The 18993-nt window shown below is 43.0% G+C and carries 15 protein-coding genes; 8 read left to right on the top strand and 7 right to left on the bottom strand.

Annotated elements, in window-relative coordinates; genetic code table 11:
• Positions 1-50: 50 nt before the first annotated feature.
• Entirely contained in the window at positions 51-422 is a 372-nt protein-coding gene (locus ACT7WV_RS01465; protein WP_445101189.1) for a single-stranded DNA-binding protein, read from the bottom strand.
• Positions 423-757: 335 nt separating this feature from the next.
• Here ACT7WV_RS01465 and ACT7WV_RS01470 point away from each other — a divergent pair, with 335 nt between their 5' ends.
• The 3 genes from ACT7WV_RS01470 to mreD all read left to right on the top strand — a co-directional run bounded on the left by ACT7WV_RS01470 (position 758) and on the right by mreD (position 3331).
• A complete protein-coding gene (locus ACT7WV_RS01470) occupies positions 758-1765 on the top strand; it encodes a rod shape-determining protein (protein ID WP_445101190.1) in 1008 nt (335 codons plus the stop codon).
• Between the two features lie 126 nt (positions 1766-1891).
• Positions 1892-2629 (top strand): rod shape-determining protein MreC, encoded by a 738-nt coding sequence (gene mreC, locus ACT7WV_RS01475; protein WP_445101191.1) that lies wholly within the window; start codon positions 1892-1894, stop codon positions 2627-2629.
• Positions 2630-2776: 147 nt separating this feature from the next.
• A complete protein-coding gene (gene mreD, locus ACT7WV_RS01480) occupies positions 2777-3331 on the top strand; it encodes a rod shape-determining protein MreD (protein WP_445101192.1) in 555 nt (184 codons plus the stop codon).
• Positions 3332-3411: 80 nt separating this feature from the next.
• Here the strand turns inward: mreD and ACT7WV_RS01485 are convergent, their stop codons facing one another.
• Positions 3412-4209: an HAD family hydrolase gene (locus tag ACT7WV_RS01485; protein WP_445101193.1), complete on the bottom strand. Its 798-nt coding sequence runs from the start codon at positions 4207-4209 to the stop codon at positions 3412-3414.
• A 225-nt stretch (positions 4210-4434) separates the two neighbouring features.
• On the opposite strand from ACT7WV_RS01485, the gene ACT7WV_RS01490 reads away from it, so the two are divergent.
• Both ACT7WV_RS01490 and ribD read left to right on the top strand, forming a co-directional pair.
• Entirely contained in the window at positions 4435-6453 is a 2019-nt protein-coding gene (locus ACT7WV_RS01490) for a WD40 domain-containing protein (protein WP_445101194.1), read from the top strand.
• A 69-nt stretch (positions 6454-6522) separates the two neighbouring features.
• On the top strand, positions 6523-7677 hold the full coding sequence (gene ribD / locus ACT7WV_RS01495) for a bifunctional diaminohydroxyphosphoribosylaminopyrimidine deaminase/5-amino-6-(5-phosphoribosylamino)uracil reductase RibD (protein WP_463424135.1): 1155 nt from the start codon (positions 6523-6525) through the stop codon (positions 7675-7677).
• Positions 7678-7691: 14 nt separating this feature from the next.
• Here ribD and ACT7WV_RS01500 read toward each other — a convergent pair whose 3' ends face one another.
• Together ACT7WV_RS01500 and ACT7WV_RS01505 are read right to left on the bottom strand one after the other, a co-directional pair.
• Complete coding sequence (locus ACT7WV_RS01500) at positions 7692-8465, bottom strand: amino acid ABC transporter ATP-binding protein (RefSeq protein ID WP_445101195.1); 774 nt, start codon at positions 8463-8465, stop codon at positions 7692-7694.
• Between the two features lie 198 nt (positions 8466-8663).
• Positions 8664-8894, bottom strand: coding sequence for a hypothetical protein (locus tag ACT7WV_RS01505; RefSeq protein WP_445101196.1), 231 nt, complete (start codon positions 8892-8894; stop codon positions 8664-8666).
• A gap of 388 nt (positions 8895-9282) precedes the next feature.
• Here ACT7WV_RS01505 and modA point away from each other — a divergent pair, with 388 nt between their 5' ends.
• Together modA and modB are read left to right on the top strand one after the other, a co-directional pair.
• Positions 9283-10095: a molybdate ABC transporter substrate-binding protein gene (gene modA / locus ACT7WV_RS01510; RefSeq protein ID WP_445101197.1), complete on the top strand. Its 813-nt coding sequence runs from the start codon at positions 9283-9285 to the stop codon at positions 10093-10095.
• A 278-nt stretch (positions 10096-10373) separates the two neighbouring features.
• A complete protein-coding gene (gene modB, locus ACT7WV_RS01515; RefSeq protein WP_445101198.1) occupies positions 10374-12260 on the top strand; it encodes a molybdate ABC transporter permease subunit in 1887 nt (628 codons plus the stop codon).
• 52 nt (positions 12261-12312) lie between these two features.
• Here the strand turns inward: modB and ACT7WV_RS01520 are convergent, their stop codons facing one another.
• Complete coding sequence (locus tag ACT7WV_RS01520; protein WP_445101199.1) at positions 12313-12522, bottom strand: TOBE domain-containing protein; 210 nt, start codon at positions 12520-12522, stop codon at positions 12313-12315.
• A 193-nt stretch (positions 12523-12715) separates the two neighbouring features.
• Positions 12716-13186: a TOBE domain-containing protein gene (locus tag ACT7WV_RS01525; RefSeq protein WP_445101200.1), complete on the bottom strand. Its 471-nt coding sequence runs from the start codon at positions 13184-13186 to the stop codon at positions 12716-12718.
• A gap of 478 nt (positions 13187-13664) precedes the next feature.
• On the opposite strand from ACT7WV_RS01525, the gene ACT7WV_RS01530 reads away from it, so the two are divergent.
• Positions 13665-13934 (top strand): HNH endonuclease, encoded by a 270-nt coding sequence (locus ACT7WV_RS01530; protein ID WP_445101201.1) that lies wholly within the window; start codon positions 13665-13667, stop codon positions 13932-13934.
• Between the two features lie 104 nt (positions 13935-14038).
• Here the strand turns inward: ACT7WV_RS01530 and ACT7WV_RS01535 are convergent, their stop codons facing one another.
• Positions 14039-18931 (bottom strand): hypothetical protein, encoded by a 4893-nt coding sequence (locus ACT7WV_RS01535; protein WP_445101202.1) that lies wholly within the window; start codon positions 18929-18931, stop codon positions 14039-14041.
• Positions 18932-18993: the final 62 nt, after the last annotated feature.

The raw sequence follows: 18993 nt of genomic DNA on the forward strand, positions 1-18993 counted from the left end.
ATATACTTAACTTAGCGGCAGATGAGATATAACTTTACCTTTCACCTGGCTCAAAATTCTGTATCGCTATCGCTGTAGCTATCAAAAGAGCTAGTTTCGTTATCCCGCTTAGAACCTAATAACTCAAGGCGTTCCACTCTAATCACAGGGGATGAGCGTTCTGCTCCTGTAGTGCGATCGCTCCAACGGTCAATCTTGAGAGAACCCTGTACTCCGATTAACTTTCCTTTGCGAACATAATTAGCCGCGACTTCCGCAGTTTTCCCCCACAGTTCTAAGTTAAACCAGTCGGGTTGATCATTATTGCGACTACGGCGGTTAACTGCTAGTGTCAGTTTACATAGAACACTGCCGGATTCAAAGTACTTGACGTCGGGGTCTGTACCAACGCGACCAATTAAATTAACAACATTTAAACTCATAAGTCTTATTACATCTAAACCTGTTTTGCAGTGTTTATCCAGAGTTAGTCGAAAAAGTGGAGCAAGCAAAACTACCAATTAACCAACCAATATCCTTTACTTAACATTCTCCGGAGAAACGAGTAAATCACTTGAATGATAATTTCAGCTTCTTTCTGACTACCGATGATAGCGAATTTCTCCACCTTACTAGACTAACCCTAGAAAACGTAATAGAATCCACCTCGGTTAGGGTTACGGCTAGGTTACATTTCGGCTATACACAGCAGCATTTAGTTTTTTTTGGGGGGTAGAAACGAGTGGGTCTTTTCAGTCGCTTTTCTCTATCAAGAGATATGGGTATAGACTTGGGTACTGCTAACACTTTAGTATACGTATCAGGTAAGGGCATTGTTCTCCAAGAGCCTTCTGTGGTCGCCATAGATCAGGACTTAAAAGTTCCGTTGGCGGTGGGTGAGGATGCTAAAAAAATGTTGGGCAGAACCCCAGGAAATGTAGTTGCCCTTCGCCCTCTCCGCGATGGTGTGATTGCTGACTTTGACACGGCGGAACTAATGCTTAAGCACTTCATTCGCCGAGTCAATGAAGGCAGAACCTTGGTTTCACCACGGATTGTCATTGGTATTCCCAGTGGTGTCACTGGTGTGGAAAGAAGAGCAGTAATGGAGGCCGCGTCTCAGGCTGGTGCCAGAGATGTTTACCTAATTGATGAGCCAGTAGCGGCAGCAATCGGCGCTGGACTACCAGTGGCAGAGCCAACTGGCAACATGATTATCGATATCGGTGGTGGCACTACCGAAGTAGCAGTCCTCAGTTTGCAAGGAACTGTTCTTAGTGAGTCTGTGCGTATTGCTGGAGATGAGCTGAGTGAATCGATTACCCAGTATATGAAAAAGGTTCATAACTTGGTAGTCGGAGAGCGCACTTCCGAGGAAATCAAAATTCAGATTGGCTCAGCCTATCCGACTCATGATGATGATGATGCTACCTTGGAGGTACGGGGCTTGCACTTGCTGTCTGGCTTACCGCGTACCGTGACCATCAAGGGACCGGAAATCCGGGAAAGCATGTCAGAACCCCTCTCTGTGATTGTTGATGCCGTCAAACGCACCTTAGAACGAACACCACCGGAACTAGCAGCAGACATTATCGACCGAGGCATTATGTTGGCAGGTGGAGGTGCTTTACTTAAAGGACTAGATACCCTCATCAGTCACGAGACTGGTATCGTAACCCATGTGGCAGCAGACCCCCTTAGTTGTGTAGTTTTGGGAACAGGTCGTGTTCTAGAGAATTTTAAACAGTTAGAGAGGGTATTTAGTGGACGTTCTAGTCATCTTTAGGTGGTTAACCATTAAAATATCAGTCTGGACGAGCCTTGTTAGAGTCTTGTTTTAGAGAAATGAGCCATTTACCTGGAGTATCGGAGAACACACGTCGGTTTGAAGCTGGCGGTTGATGAACAAGCTATGTATATAATGCGTCGCTGGTGGGATCGGCATGGAATAGCAATTGTCTTGGGAGGGCTAACTTTGAGTGCTGCCTGGGTGCTTCGCCAAACTCAAGGGGCAGCAATATTGGAGGCTTACCAGTTGATTACTCTTCCCTTTCAATCTCTACCCACGCAAGAGGAGCGTCTTGAAGATGCCCAGTTACTTGAACTACAACAGCGCTTGGTTGAACTGGAAAGCCAAAACCAGAAGCTAAAAGAGCTTTTGGGTTATGTGGAAGCCGAAAAAATAAACGGAGGAATTATTGCTCCGATTGTGGGACGCAGTGCTGACCATTGGTGGCAACAAGTAACTTTAGGCCGAGGTAGTCAACATGGGATCAAGATTGGTTCCGTAGTCATGGGCGCCGGCGGTGTAGTAGGTAGGGTTGTCAGTACGACTCCTAACAGTAGTCGCGTGCTGCTAATTAGTGACTCTACCAGTCGGGTGGGTAGCGTCATTAGCCGTAGTCGTAGCATGGGTTTTATTCGGGGACAAGGCTCTAATCGGGCAGTTATGGAGTTTTTTGATAAGGTGCCAGATGTCCGTCGTGGTGACGTTATCGCTACCTCGCCCGTCAGTAAGCTTTTTCCGGCAGGTTTACCACTAGGAAGGGTAGAGTCGGTGAATCTTGACAAAAGCCCCGCTCCAGAGGCAGTCATTGAGTTGACTGCACCGGTAAATTATTTAGAGTGGGTAATTATTGTTCCTCAATAAGAAATCTGTTAGTTAAATAGAAGTTCAGTTGAGTTGAATGGCTCATTTTTTTTATTAAAATTGAGATAATAACCTTAACAAATGCTGTGTCCATAAATGGCTAGGAGCTGAAAGAAGCTAGTAGCGAAGAACCGGAGAACTAAGCTCTTGAACAACCTTTCTCAGTACTCACCCTGGTTTCGTCAGATTATCAATTGTTTAGTAACTCTTTGTTCAGTTTTCATCTGCCTGATGGTCTTACCAGTACGTTTACAGGGGATGGAATTACTAGGAATTGCTCCCAATTGGCTATTAATTTGGGTTGTAGCTTGGAGCGTCAAGCGTACAGCTTTTCAGGGCGCTTTAGCTGGATTGGCACTGGGAATGATTCAAGATGGCATGACTGCTCCTTACCCTAGCCATGTTTTGAGTCTTGCTGTAGTGGGAATTTTGACCGCTCGCATTCAGAAGCAACGGTATATTCAGGAAGATTTTATTTCTGTAGCCTTAATTGTTTTTGGCATGGCGGTGGTCGGAGAGACGGTTACCGCAATTCAATATAGTTTAATGGGCGATCGCAACCTGGCAGAAATTTGGGCTGATCACCAGCGCATTGCTCTTTCCTCTGCAATTCTTAGTAGTTTATGGGCGCCGGTAGTTTATTATCCGCTCAACCGATGGTGGGAGCGTTTGAGCTTGATGGAGCAATCTCAAATCAATTGAGTAATAATACTTGAGGACAAACAGGATCGGCTACGCTACGAGCCAGAAAGTGTCGCAGCCACTGCCTAATTGTCTATAGTTTAACCTTGATTCTTGAGGTTTTCTAACAGGTATTGAGCAGCAGCCAGCAGATTGTTTTGCATGCAAGTTGGTTGAAATTGCTTGAGGTAAAAATGAGAGCGGATACCGCAAGTTAGAGCGATGGTAGGAAGTGATAGCGCCTTTCCAGCTAATAAATCGGCTTCTGTGTCACCCACCATCCAAGCTGATAAGGGATACCCAGTTAAACAGGATTGTTCCCTGATGGCTCGTTCTAGTAGTTGCGTTTTCACCTGGGTATAGTTTTGATAGGCTGCTTGGGCGTTTTGGGTTCCGTAAATACCACTAAACAGGCGAGTCAAGCCGTGATTTCTTAAAATCTGTGTAGCTTGTGATTGACAGCGCAATGTTACCAACACCAAACGTGTACCCTGAGAATGTAGCAGAGCTAATGCCCAACTTACCCCTGGCTGCAACCGATCTTTTTTCAACAACTCGGGTTGATTGACAATTTCTATGACACGCTCCAAAAAACTATCGATTTGTTCCCTGTGTAAACCCGAACGCATGGCAATTTCTACATCAGGAACACGGTTTTGCTTCATTTGCCAGAACTGCTCTTTACTAAGCATTTGAATAGGTAAGTTAATACCTCTAGCTTGGTAAAAGGCTTTGGTCTCAGCCAGAGAAATTTGGTAAGTAGCATAGTAGCGATTGGAGACATCCACTACAGGGCCATCAAAGTCGCAGAATACTGTTAGCTGTCGCAAATCTGGAGCAGTGTTTTGATGCCAGTAGGACTGGGGGGGTTGCCTGTCTGAGGCAGCAACGGCAATCATAAATCTTTACTAAGCAGAAAATTTAGAAATACATCTTTACACTCTAGCAGTTCTTACACAAATTTTAATTCAGATTTTTAAAAGACTTTCATCAAGAAAATTGACCAAAGATAGTTAAGCGCAAACTTTTCAAGACTAGCAGTTTTTAGTTGTTAATAATTCCTTGAGTAGATAATTAACAATCCCCATTCTATGATTGGGGATACAACGATTATGTAGGCAGCCATGAGCTACTGTATTAATCCCAGCTGCCCTCAGCCCAATGATCCGGCAAACATTAACAATCGTGTTTGTCGCAATTGTGGTTCAGATTTGCTGATACAAGGGCACTATCAGGTAATGCGTTTGCTCAGTGATCACAGCGGCTTTGGCAAAGTTTATGAAGCCTATAGCGGCTCAACGCCTAAAGTACTGAAAGTACTTAAGCAAAAGCACAACTCTCACCCTAGAGTCATTGAGCTATTTAAGCAAGAAGCAGCCGTCTTAGGGCAGTTGAATCATCCTGGTATACCGAAAATAGACCAAGATGGCTACTTCCAATTTTTGCCCAGAAACCCTGCTGTGCCTGTACACTGCATCATTATGGAGAAAATTGATGGCCTCAACTTAAAGCAGTGGATGAGGCAACAGGGCAATAATCCCATCTCTCAAAAACAAGCTCTTGATTGGTTGCAGCAGTTAGCAGAGATTTTGCATCTAGTTCATCAAAAAAACTATTTCCATCGTGATATTAAACCAGAAAATATAATGCTCCGCTCCACTGGGCAAGTGGTGTTAATTGATTTTGGAACAGCTAGAGAGTTGACCTATACCTATCTAGCTGAAGTCGCTGGTGCAGGTAGTGTTACTAAAATTAGTTCTACTGGTTACACGCCCCCAGAGCAAGAAAAAGGCCATGCAGTGCCGCAGTCAGATTTTTATGCTTTGGGGCGTACTTTCGTTTATTTACTGACTGGTAAAGAGGCTACAGATCCGAGCATTTACGAGCCCTTCACTGATCAAGTAAATTGGCGCAATCATGCACCTGCAATCTCGGTACAACTAGCCAACTTTATTGATAAGCTAATGGCTCCTACAGCAGCCGCTAGACCGAAAAATACTCAAGAAATCTTAGATGAAATAGCTCAGCTTACTAAAGAATGGTCTCAATTTACCCCAACAAATAATCAGGGAGTGATCACAAGAGTTCAGTCTTCTCTAACTCAGCTATCTTTGAAAATTCCTAGAAATAGCAAGCAACGTTTACAGCCATCAAACTGGTTAATTGGAGGAGTGGTTGTTCTAGCTATGGGATTAGCTTCCTATACTATTTGGCATGTTTACCCCTTAGATTCTCCCTATATTATTGCTTATAAAAATATTTCCTTTGCTAAAACTCTTAATGGACATTCCAGTTACGTTAATTACCTAGTCATTAGCCCCGATGGGGAACGATTAGTTAGCGCCAGTGCTGACAAGACAATTAAAATATGGAATCTCGCTACTGGCAAAGAAATCCGTACTCTTGTTAAAAATGCTAAACATATTGACTACTTTGGAATTAGTCATGACTGGAGCAATATTGCCACAGTCAGTGGTGACAATACGATCAAAATTTGGGATTTTGCCACGGGCAAAGAAATCCGCACCCTTAACGGGCATTCTAGCTTTGTTAATTACCTCGCCATTAGTCCCGACGACAAGAAATTAGTAAGTGCCAGTGCGGACAATACGATCAAAATTTGGAATTTTGCCACGGGCAAAGAAATCCGCACTCTTACCGGGCATTCTAGTTCGGTTAAGCCCCTAGTTATTAGCCCCGATGGCAAAATCCTTGTCAGTGGCAGTGCGGACAATACGATCAAAATTTGGGATTTTGCTACGGGCAAAGAAATCCACACTCTCATTGGGCATTCCAGTTCCGTTAATTCTCTCGCTATTAGCCCCGATGGTAGGACATTAATCAGTGGCAGTGCGGATAATACGATCAAAATTTGGAATCTCACCACAGGCAAAGAAATCCGCAGCCTCACCGGCCATTCCAGTTATATTAATTCCCTAGTCCTGAGTCCCGATGGCAAAATCTTAATCAGTGGTGGTGCGGACAATACGATCAAAATTTGGAATCTCGCCACGGGCAAAGAAATCCGCACCCTCACCGGCCATTCCAGTTACATTAATTCCCTCGCCCTGAGCCCCGATGGCAAAATCTTAGTCAGTGGTAGTGCTGACAATACGATCAAAATTTGGCAGTTGCCACAATAGGTGATGATCAAAGAGACATAGCCTTCCTGATTCTTAAAACTCAGGGGTAGGCACGACAAAACCAAGCTGATGGAAAACTCTCCCTTAGATGTCCCACTAAATTCTCAACTAACATCGCTAGTATCTCCTGTAGGAACGCCCTTCGAGTGTGCCATGATGCAGCGCTGTATCCAGCTTGCCCGCTGCGCCATGGGACTGACTAGTCCCAATCCCTTAGTGGGTGCTGTAATTGTCAGGAATGGAGAGATTGTCGGCGAAGGCTTTCATCCTGCTGCTGGTCAATCTCATGCCGAAGTCTTTGCCCTGCGTGAAGCTGGAGAAAAGGCTAGGGGAGGAACTATCTATGTAAATTTAGAACCTTGCAATCATTACGGACGAACGCCGCCCTGCTCAGAAGCTTTAATTGCCGCAGGAGTGACGAAAGTAGTGATAGGTATGGTTGATCCTGATCCCCGCGTTTCAGGCAATGGTATTGAGGAATTACGAAAAGCAGGAATTGAAGTGGTGGTGGGTGTAGAAGAAGCGGCTTGCCTTCAGCTCAATGAAGCTTTTATTCATCGCACTCTCTACCAGCGTCCTTGGGGAATATTGAAGTACGCTATGACCCTGGATGGTAAAATTGCCGCTAGTAGTGGTCATAGTCAATGGATCACGGGTAAAGAAGCTCGGACCTATGTACATCAACTACGGGCGGCTTGCGATGCCGTGATTATTGGCGGCAATACGGTACGTCAAGATAACCCCTATCTTACTAGCCATAACCCAGACAGCCGCAATCCACTACGGGTAGTGATGAGTCGTAACCTCGATTTGCCAGTAGAAGCTAATCTGTGGCGAACAACTGAAGCCCCTACCTTAGTATTCACGCAGGCAGGAGCTAATCTAGATCTACAGCAGCAATTGATCGATAAAGGAGTGGAAGTGGTGGAATTAACCCCCTTAACACCGCTTCAGGTCATGACGCACCTGTATGATCGGCAACTGTCGAGTATTTTGTGGGAATGTGGTGGATTTTTAGGGGCAAGAGCGATCGCTGATGGTGCAGTGCAAAAAGTACTGGCATTCGTCGCCCCAAAAATTATCGGTGGTCAAGATGCTGCTTCACCAGTAGGAGATTTGGGTTTTAGTAAGATGACAGAAGCCCTAATTTTAGAGAGAGTAACTGGGTATCAGCTAGGGTCAGACTATCTGATTGAGGGGTATTTGCCTAGGTTAACTCCCTAACCTACAACCCTGTTTTAAAGTATTTGAGCTAAAAACTGACGGGTGCGTTCTTCTTGGGGATTCTGGAAGAATTCCTGGGGATGCCCCTGTTCTACCAACACGCCACTATCCATGAGAACAATCCGATCTGCCACCTCGCGGGCAAAACCAACCTCATGGGTAACGATCACCATTGTCATCCCTGTTTCAGCAAGCGATCGCATTGTGTCGAGTACTTCTCTTACCATCTCCGGATCAAGGGCAGAGGTAGGTTCGTCAAACAGCATGATTTTTGGTTGCATTGCCAGGGCACGAGCGATTGCCACCCGCTGCTGCTGTCCCCCAGAGAGTTGACCGGGATATTTGTGTGCTTGCTCTAAAATACCAACACGCTCTAGCAACTGCATCGCCACTTCTTCTGCTCGTTTCTTAGGCCAGCGTCGCACCCAAATTGGTGCTAGGGTTACATTTTTCAGTACGGATAGATGGGGAAACAGGTTAAATTGCTGAAACACCATGCCCACTTCTTTACGAATCGCGTCGATGTTCCTGAGATCGTGGGATAGCTCAATGCCATCAATGATAATCTGTCCCCGTTGGTAATCTTCTAAGGCATTGAAAGTACGGATAAAGGTTGATTTGCCGGAACCTGAAGGTCCCATTACCACTACAACTTCCCCTTTATTGACGCTCATACTGACGCCACGCAGTACATGAAACTTGTTACTGGAGTACCACTTATGGACTTCTTGAGCAACAATCACTGCTTCTGACTCTTCTGAGTTGCTGGTGTTCGAGTTTAAGGTCATAGTTGCTGAGGCGTCGGTGACCAAACTACTATAGTTTTTCCGCTCTATCTTAAACAGACTGATTGCCAAAGTCACCGCTAGGATAGCAAAAGTAAGTTACGCTACATCATAAGCATTGAGAGCAGTTTGCTGTTCACCATACTTCAGTCATAGAGCAGTCAAACCTCAGCTAGAGCTGACATCAGCACTCTGACCTTTTTATCTCAAGGGGTCTGTGACTAACCTCGCCTGAGCTAACTCACGAATCAGTAAGATCCTAGATCTAATGTAAACGCTCACGCAATTGGTTTCTTCGCGATTAAGTAAACGTTGCTCTTCTAGTTGCTGCATCAAGCTTTCTACCAGTTTGGTATCGTCGAGACTCATAAGAGTAGAAGTCTGAGTGGCTTCTATCAAAGACCAAAGTTGACGCAATATTGATGAACTCATAACTAATTACCACTAAACGTATTCACCTAAAAGGATTTAATAATCTCTTTAGATTTGAATGTCTTTAGCTTACAACTGCACCTCTATCTATTGCAAGATAATTTCAGTAATGTGATCATTGCTGTAGCCAAAACAACTTTTTTTAACTTATGTTGTGGGTTTGTTACGTTGCAGTCGCCTTTTAGTTTTACCCCTCAATAGATTTTGACTTATTGAAGCAGGTATTCCCTCTAGGGTCTGCGTGACGTCATTTTTGGTCAAAAAATTTTACCAACTTGGTTGGTAATGAACTGATTTTGCTGCTACAATCCTCGCAACAGGTTTAGGCTTTTACCCGCTGCTCAATAGTCCATCCCATTGACGGTCTACAAGTATATAGTTAGTGCCCATGAAGAGAAAACAAGCTCTTACCCTGATTGCTTGGATGTTTCCCGCCTTAGTGGTGACAGTTGGCTGCAATCAAGCAACAACCAACACTCCCTCAGAAACTTCAACTGCACAGTCAGAACCAGTAGAGCTAACGGTATCCGCTGCTGCTAGCCTGCAAGATGCGATGAAAGCCATTGAGCCAGTATACAAACAGGAAAAGCCCAACGTCACTATTACTTATAACTTTGGCTCTTCCGGTTCTTTAGAGCAACAGATTGAACAAGGAGCACCGGTAGATGTCTTTCTTTCGGCTGCTCCTAAGTGGATCGATACTTTACAACAGAAAGACCTCTTGCTGGAAGGTACGCGCCAAGACCTCTTAAAAAACTCAATAGTCTTAATTACGCCTAAGGATAAGACGAACATCTCTGATTTCCAACAACTAACTACTAATCAAGTAAACAAAGTAGCAATCGGAGAGCCAGAAAGTGTACCAGCGGGACAGTATGCCAAGGAAGTCCTCGTTTACTTCAAGTTATTTGATCCTCTTCAATCTAAATTTGTGTTCGCCAAGGATGTCCGCCAGGTTTTATCTTATGTGGAAACAGGTAACGTTGATGCCGGTTTAGTGTACGGAACCGATGCCAAAATTTCAGGCAAAGTTCAGATAGCCGCTACAGCTCCAGAAGACTCTCATCAACCAATCATCTATCCAGTAGCAGTAATTAAAGACAGTAAAAATCCTGAACCTGCCCAGGAATTTGTCCAATTTCTTTCAACAGATACAGCAAAAGCAGTATTTGAGGAGTACGACTTTGGCATGGTTGAGTAAGCTATTTCCCTCAACTCAAAAAGGAGTGTTCGATTAATAAGTAATAAGTACAGGACTTACGCACTGAGTAAGAGATTACGTCATTCTCTGGCGATAGCGTTAGCGTAGCGGCTTCGCAGGAGCTGGAATCTCAAACCCTTGAGCTGGCTCCTACGGTACGTAAGTCCTAAAGTAAATAAGTAGGGAAAGTATCCAGGATTGCAGACAAATTTCCGGCAACACCGCTAAAAGTACTTATTACTTATTACTTAAAACTTATTACTGGTGTAACTAGGCGTATGGAACTTGATTTATCTCCTTTATGGATTTCCCTTAAAACCGCTTTTATTGCCACCATCTTTGCCTTTTTCTTGGGCATTGCAGCAGCACGCTGGATGCTGGAATATCAAGGCAAGGGCAAAGGGATTATTGATGGTCTTTTCACCCTACCCCTAGTTTTGCCGCCCACAGTGGCAGGTTTTTTGCTACTACTGCTACTAGGAAGAAATGGCCCATTGGGACAGCTTTTGATGTCAGTAGGAATCAACATCATCTTTACGTGGCCAGCTACAGTAATTGCCGCTACTGTAGTAGCTTTTCCCTTAATGTACAAAGCTGTGCTGGGAGCTTTTGAGCAAGTTGAGACTAATTTAATTAGCTGTGCTCGCACGCTGGGTGCTTCTGAGAGGAAAATTTTTTGGCAGGTGCTTCTACCTCTAGCTTGGCCGGGAGTTGTAGCTGGTACTATCCTCGCTTTTGCTAGAGCGTTGGGGGAATTTGGTGCAACTTTAATGATTGCTGGCAGTATTCCAGGCAGAACGAAAACTATGCCAATTGCGATTTTTTTTGCAGCGGAAGCCGGTAAGATGGGCGAAGCCTTGAATTGGGTGCTACTGATGGTAGTTATATCCCTGAGTGTAATTGCTATCATCAATTACTGGTCTGATTCTCAAAACACCAAAAAGATTGTAGGTATCAAGGCGAATAATTTCACCAAAAAACTGTTCAATTTCCTGATTCTAGGTCAGTTTCAGGAAATATCTTGCCCAGAAGTTAATCAATCAGGTAGATATCTGGCGAGAAAAAATAACGAGCGCTTGGCGCCTGCCAAACAAGAGGCGGAACTGTTGGTCAATCTGCAAAAGAACCTCCCTGGTTTTACCCTAGAAACCCTTTTTACGGCAGATAGTAAACCCTTGGGAATTTTAGGAGCCTCTGGTTCTGGCAAGAGTATGACTCTTCGTTGCCTCGCTGGTTTGGAAAACCCCAGCCAAGGTCGTATTGTCTTAAATGGGCGAGTCCTCTTCGATGCACAACGCAAGATTAATATTCCTAGCCGCCATCGCCGCATTGGAGTGGTTTTTCAAAATTACGCCCTGTTTCCACACCTGACGGTAGCTCAAAACATTGCCTTTGGTCTGCAAGATTTACCCAAAGAAGACCGTATTCAACGGGTAGCGAAATATCTCAACCTGGTGCAATTGTCGGGTTTAGAAAACCGCTACTCTCACCAGCTTTCGGGGGGACAGCAGCAGAGAGTAGCCTTGGCTAGAGCCTTGGCAATCAATCCACAAGCCTTACTCCTGGATGAACCCCTCTCAGCACTAGATGCTTATCTGCGTAGCCAGATAGAACAGTTGCTGATCGAGGTTCTTGAGGCTTATGATGGGGTGACTTTATTTATTACCCATAAGCTAGAAGAAGCTTATCGAGTTTGTCGTAATCTGCTAGTTCTTTCAGCAGGGAAAGTAATTGCTAGTGGCTCGAAAGAAGAAATTTTTGAGCGACCAGCTAATTTTACAGTTGCCCAAATTACCGAGTGCAAGAACTTTTCTACTGCTCGGATGGTTGATGTTGAAACGGTGGAAGCGCTTGATTGGGAATGCACTCTCCGTGTTGTCGAACCTATCGCCTACCAATTGAGCCATGTAGGAATTCGCGCTCATCTCCTTACCTTTCTCAAGGAACCGAATCAGGAGAATACCTTTCCTTGCTGGTTGGTAAGTACGAGCGAGACACAACACCGCAAGACTCTCTATGTCAGGTTACATACTCCTCCTCAAAACTCTCAGGAGTATCACCTGCAAGTAGAAGTCTACAAGGAAAAGTGGGGCGGTCTCAAAGACCGACCCTTCCCTTGGTACATTTATTTAAATCCACTAAACCTTATTTTGTTAGAGGATTGACCTTTTATTTGCCTAGTCAAAAGTCAGCTATCAGTAGAGTGACTGATCCAGATTAATCAACAGCAATGATTACATCTGATGCCTTGACTACTGCGTAAGCCTCACTACCTTCTTTAATATTAAGCCGCTCGCTAGAAGAGTTGGTAATGATCCCCGTCATCTCAATACCGGGAGCTATTTCTATAATGATCTCACTGTTAACAGCTCCGGCTATGACTTTTTTCACCGTGCCTTTGATGTTGTTGCGTGCGCTTACTTTCATCCCCTGATGCTCCTGTGTAAAGTATTGATTTGGGATTTTTCCCAATCGTTAAATGTTAACACGACCCTTAATCCTATCACAGTTTATTTTTCTTTGTTGAGATCAGTCTCCTGAACTCCTTGACAAGCTAAAGTGATCAGGCGCAAGTGTTAATTACCTAAGAAGACTGTAAAGATATTTAGGTATTTTGCTCTCAATGAACTAGAAATAGATCTCCTGCTTGAGCCGCCGCGATCATGACGTTACTGGACTTGATCACGGCATAAGCTTTTTCTCCTTCGGACAAACCTAACTCTTCTGCGGAGACTCTAGTAATCACTGAAGTAAGTTCAACGCCAGGAGCAATTTCTAGAGTAATCAGAGTGTTCACAGAATCAGCAATAACTTGTTTGATGGTTCCCTGAAGAACATTGCGGGCGCTAACTCTGATTGGTTGATGCTCTGATTTGGCACCAAGAAATTCTACCTCATAATCACCTACGTCTTTTGCCTTTGGCTGAATTGATTGCTTCGTTGGTAACGATGACTGCTGCTTAAGACTACGCACCAGTTCCCTGAGAATCTCTGTTTTGGTGCGCTGCGACTCCTGGCAATACTGCTCTAGAATTTCTCGCTCCTCTGGAGAGGATTGAAAAGTGATCCATCCTTGCTGTTTTCTTGGCATAGAAGCATACCAACTTAGTTGGTAAAGTACTCATTTAGTTGGTATGATCCTAGCAAGGAGTTTGAGCCTTAAATATTTCAGGGAAAGCAGTAATTCCTGCCTTGCTTTCCTCAAAATCCCTTTGTTGGGACGCTCATCCTGCGGGAGATTTTTATGAAAAAAAGAAGATTTCTAGCCTTCGTTGCCTGGATACTTGCCACCTTAATCTTGGCTGTAGGTGTGAGGTTGGTAGAACAATCTCCCGTGGTTACCCGGACAAACAATAGAATCGTTGTGTGTTAAATAATTTCTTCAGTAAAAACATGAGACAACAAGCAAAGTAAACCCAACAAGATAAAAAATTCAAGTAATTGTTGTCCTCAATACCCTATAAACGACTTTAATCTGTGTCATTACTAAGTTCCCTCGTCAACTTAACTATAAACTGGTAACCAGTAGACCTCTTGAATAAGTCCAATAAACCCCCCTTAATTCCCCCTTGTTGAGTAGCATAGGAGTTCAGCGCTACCCCGAAAATTGGTCAGAAATCGCCCTAACTGTAAAAGAGGCTGCGGGTTGGCGCTGTCGTCATTGTGGTAAGCAATCTTTTCGTCCTGGCGAGAAGCCTAGTAACCTCACTCGCTCTGAATGGACTGTAGCCATTCTCTGTGTACATCATGCCAATTTCACTCCGGAAGATAACAGAATAGAGAATTTAATTCCGCTGTGTACACCCTTATGTTTATTCCACAAAGTAAAATATTTATAAATGAACAACTCTTCTTTTATATTCTACGACGTAAGCCAAAACACCACGCCTTTTATATTTTCTTAATAACTCATTTGTCCCAAAACAAGAGTGTCATCTCTAAATCAGTTAGGTAAGAGTTTTTTCGCTAAAGCATTTGCTCCACTGAGGGGGTCATTGAAGTTAAAATTAAGGTTCAAAGTTTCTGGGCTTTTGTTCATAAATACCACAGTTAAAGATAAAGCCACGCTACCACCTTGAGTTGCACTCAATGAGCCTTCAAAACTAGCTGCGCGAATATCCAATATTCCCCCCAGACCAAAATCAATAATAAATTTACCTACTTCTGCGATCGCACCCATAGTTTTTATCAATCCTTCTAAGAAAAGCTCAGCTGCTTCAAGGACTACATTGGCAGTTTCGCGAGCAGCAATCAAACCTGCTATTCTGGGGTCAAGATCGATATCAGGTATTTTAATTCCAGCATCAATTCCCTTTAATACTTCTCTGGCAACTTTTAACGCTCCAATTGCAGTTGCTTTAGCGGTTTCTAGTCCGCCAATTTTGGTGGCAATAACCCCAATTTCAGCACTTTTTTTGGTGGAATAGGCAGCAAATTCTGCTGTACGAGAACCTTTTTTGAGTAGATTTTTGGTTCTGCCAATTGACTTTTTCTTGTTTTTGATATCTCTCTTGAGTTCTTTTATTTTATTGTGACTATTGCGGATATCTTTCTCAAGTTTGTTTACTTCATTCTCTGCTTTTTTGACTTCTCTTTGGGCATCTTGAAGTCGCTTGGTATCTCTTTCTCGTTCGCGGTTAACCTCTCGTCGCATATTTGTAATATCGTTATTCAGCTTCTTGACTTCTCTTTGAGCGCGTTCGATACGTTCTTGAGCTTCTGAGAGGTCTCCGACTACACTTTCAGTAGCTTTTTCAATTGCTTCTGTGGCTTTTTTGCGTAAACAGACAAATAGATCGTTTCGTAAGGTTGCTTTAACCCAAAAATCTCCACCTTTGGTAAAATCTTTGCCTTTTGCTTCAATGTTGCACTCAAACTTATCGAAAATTCTTCCTGATGTCACGAAATCAAATCCTTTTTCCGAAAAGCTGAGTTGAGTTTCGCTACGTAACCCTAATAACTCTACCGCACCCGAAATATCTAGATTGGGTGGTTTTTGAGGACTGGCTTTAAGGTATAAGGAGGGTTTGGGTTTATTTCCCGCTCCAGTCAGCTTAAATATTCCGCCGAGATTGATAGGTTCTACTTCTCCTCTAATTTCTGTTCCCTCTAAATAGTCGATATTCATGTAGCCATAAGCTCGCAAACCCCAGAAGAGCATTGTTCCTTCTAGTCTAAAGCCTTGCTCAAAATAGAGTTCGCCGATTTGGGTATCTTGGGGAACTATGTATATTTTTACATTCTCATAACCGATATTCAGTACAGTTTCCGCTAGTTTATCGGGAATGGCATTGGTAACAGTAGCACCGCAGAAGGTACGGATTACATCCATCAAATACAAGCGATTGAATTCAATAGCTAGCATACTGCGACTGGGCATAGCAGAATCAAATTTAGCTGCCATTGCGCCTTCAAAGTCACCGATTTGTAAAGTTCCAGCTATGCCAATAGTGGGTAAGAGGGGGGCAAAGCTTACTCCTAAGTCCAATGCTACATGAGCAATAGAAACACCTTTAGTATTGAAAGGTTCGTTCCAAATACCAGACATGGTTGCTTGTAAAACTGCTCCTCTTGGTTCGACTTCCATCCCGCCAATAAACTGTAATTGGCTATCATTCATGATTACAGTTAATGCTCCTAGCAAAGTTAGAGAGAAATTGCTAGGGGAAGGTTGTAAGCGAAATTTAATGTCTCCAAAAGCAACCGTGTCAGATAGTTGAAATTCCCCATTAATGGAAGCTTCTAGAACGATATCGGTGGGTTTACCACTGATGGCTGTATAAACGTTAAGGGATGTAATACCCAGAAGTTCATCAACCCCCAAACCCGATAAATCGAGATTGGCGAAGAAGTTTAATCCTCGAATTACAGATATGTCGCTACGGGGAGTTTCAAGGGTAGTTAAGGATAAATTACGGTTTTTATCTGAAGATAGAATCAGGGCTGTATTGGAGAATTTAAGCCCATCTAGGACGCTAAGTTCGTCGGCAATTTGGGAGAATTTCCAGGTGCTTGGGGGAATAAAACCCGTAGTAAATCCCCAGTCTCCATCGGGCATTTTTTGGACGAGAAATTCTAGTCTACCTAAAGGTGATTCTGCTGCTGCGAGGGAGAAGGTTTTGGCTTGGGGAGCGATGGTAATATCAATATCGGAAAAGCTGAGAGCGATTATGCTTGCAGGGATTGGCGTGCGTTTTAGGATTTCGTCACCGCACAAGTATCGAATTAGTGGTGACAAGCTGAAAGAAGAAACTTTTCCTCTTAGCACAAAATCCCCAGGAAAATTATAAGTAACCGGGAAAGGGGTACTGCCAATTTTTAGGATACCCCCGATAGTTCCTGTAGTTGCTTTTTTCTTATCTTGGGTTACTGTTCGGTTGACAGCTAGGGCGACATCTTTGATTTCTAGTCCATTAACACCGATAGGGATTTGCCAAGTTTCAGTTGATTCACTACTGAGGGAAACAGCACCTGTTTTCGGTGTGGCAGATAATTTTAGATTTGATAGTCCAATAGATTCTATTTCATCAGGTAGAGCAAATTGTCGGGGAAGATAATCGTCTGCAAGATTTTTAAAATTAATACCTTGGTTTTGGTCGCTTAATTTCATCTCAAACAGATATGACCATTCACTGTTGGCTTGTAATGTTTCAGTTACCAATATTTCTTTATCTGCTGCAAAGGTTAATTCCCCGTATTCCCTTTTTCCCCGATCGACCAGACAGTAGAATCTAAAATATCGGTCTTCATTCCCTAAATTAAATGTTAAATTGACGTTTCTAATCGCAAGGTTTTCAGCAGGAAGGGAATAGTCTAAACCTACCATTTCCCTGAGAGATTCAATTAAATTTCCCAACGGAATCGAGCTTTCTGTTGCCGATGCGGTGAATATCCATTCTGTTTGCTTATCTTTACTTTCGCTACCATTATCAAATCGGCTGTAGTTTGCGGTGAGATATAAGGGAACTTCTCCCAGTTGTAAAATTAAACCCAAATCGCAGTTGACATTTTTGGCTGCATCTCGAACAGTGCGAAAATAACTGAGGGTGAAGTTAAAACCAGAGAAAATCTCTAAGGGTGTAGATGATTGTCCCTGAATTTCAAATGCACCAAGGGAAGGGATTACTTGTACATCTAGGTTATTTAGAACAAAGTCGGGAAGTTCGGAAGGAAGGGAAATAGCAGTGAGGAATTGTTCTAAGATGTCAGAAACATTTAGTTCTGGGATGGTGGTTTGTATTCGCAGTTGTTCTTCTAGTTCTACTTCTATGCCAATTTCCCAACCCCCCACATCAAAGATGCCCGTAATAATGCCTGTCAGTCCGTTTTCTGGGTTATATTCGGCACTCATGTCTAAGTTATAGACATATAAAGTTTCCCCTCCCAAATCAATCGCCCAACTACCCCCCGAATCAATATCTAAGGAAAAGAACTTATGCTTGTAATTGGCACTCAAGTCCATGTCCAGCAATGCAAAATTGGGCTTTTCCTTACCTGGTAGCAACTGGGCAAATAAGGCACTTGCATCCAAGGATTGACCGACATCCATTTGGGCAAAGACATCCCCTGTAGCAGGAGAGGCAAAGAGGATCAAATCTGTATGTCCTAATTGCCAAAGTCCCACAATATCTAAGGTTGTTAGTGCAGGTTGACCGTTATTAGAGTAGACTTTTTTCCATTTCAGGAGGGGTTGTACGTAAACCCTACCGTCTAGAATCTCCCAAGGGTTTTCTGTGGTGACATTAAAGGCAATCTCGGAAATTTTCAGGGGAGATAGAGAAATATTCAGGTTGAGATCCCGTAATCCTAGTTGTCCGAATGCTGTACCTTGGGGTAAATAGCTGGATAAATTATCTAGTCCCAAGATGTCTCCCATCTCTGTGAGGGAAAAGACTTTTCCCGCGCCAAAGTCACCTGTAATCGTGGCAATACGGCTACCCATGGCTAGTGCTAGAGTTAATTCTAGTTCTTGGTTATCCGAACCAATGCCGATTTCAAAGGCAAATCTAGGAGAAGGACTACTAAATTCTGTTAGTCCACTGGTTAATACCAGTCGTTTGAGGGTGATACCCACTCCTGAAGTTTCATCTAGGGTGAGTTGGGGATAGGTTTTTGTCTCTGGGTTTAAAAAATAATGGCTGATTTCTAATCGTTCGCCATCATCTCGTTGGGAAATATTTCCTAATACTGATAGTCGATCTAGGTCTGGTTTTATTTGTTTGACTTGCTGCCAAATTTCACTGTCTGTTTCTACTGTAGCCTGAAAGTTAAGTCCTACTTGTAATAAATGTCCGTTTAGAGTTGGGTAATCTTTAAGTAAGGTTTGGAGATTATTGTGTCCGTTGCATTGATTTTCTTGGTCAGCAGCTAAAAAGTCATAACTGGAAAATAGAAGGGTGACATGGTGGAAGTCAATATCTTTTAAGAAAGATTCCTGACGACCTAAAGAATTTTTATCGGGAGAAAAGTCAATATATCCTGGGAGATTGGGATAAGCTGTAGCGAGATTCCAAGTATCAGGAAAATTAATTGGTTTGATTAAGCATTGGATTTCTTCACTGTCTGGTCGTGTTAAATCGTGGGATCTAAAAAAGATAATTTCTATCTGTAGATCGTTAATTTGTAATAGGTTAGTTGTTCCTGATAGGGTTAATATATTCTGGTTTTCTGATTCTGATATAGTGACATTGGTAAGGGGAATAGTATCGGCATTGAAACAGGTTAACCATTGATTGATAATATTATCATCAGTAATAGTCTCTCTTCCTAATGACCATTGTTCATCGGAAAGATTTTCTATTTGTAATTTTAGGTTTACTAAAGTCTCATTGTTCATAATGAATGTTATAAAATATATAGTAAGAATTATTGATTGTTACATATAGTATTTTTTAAATA

This window comes from Symploca atlantica LB2515 (assembly GCF_052546295.1).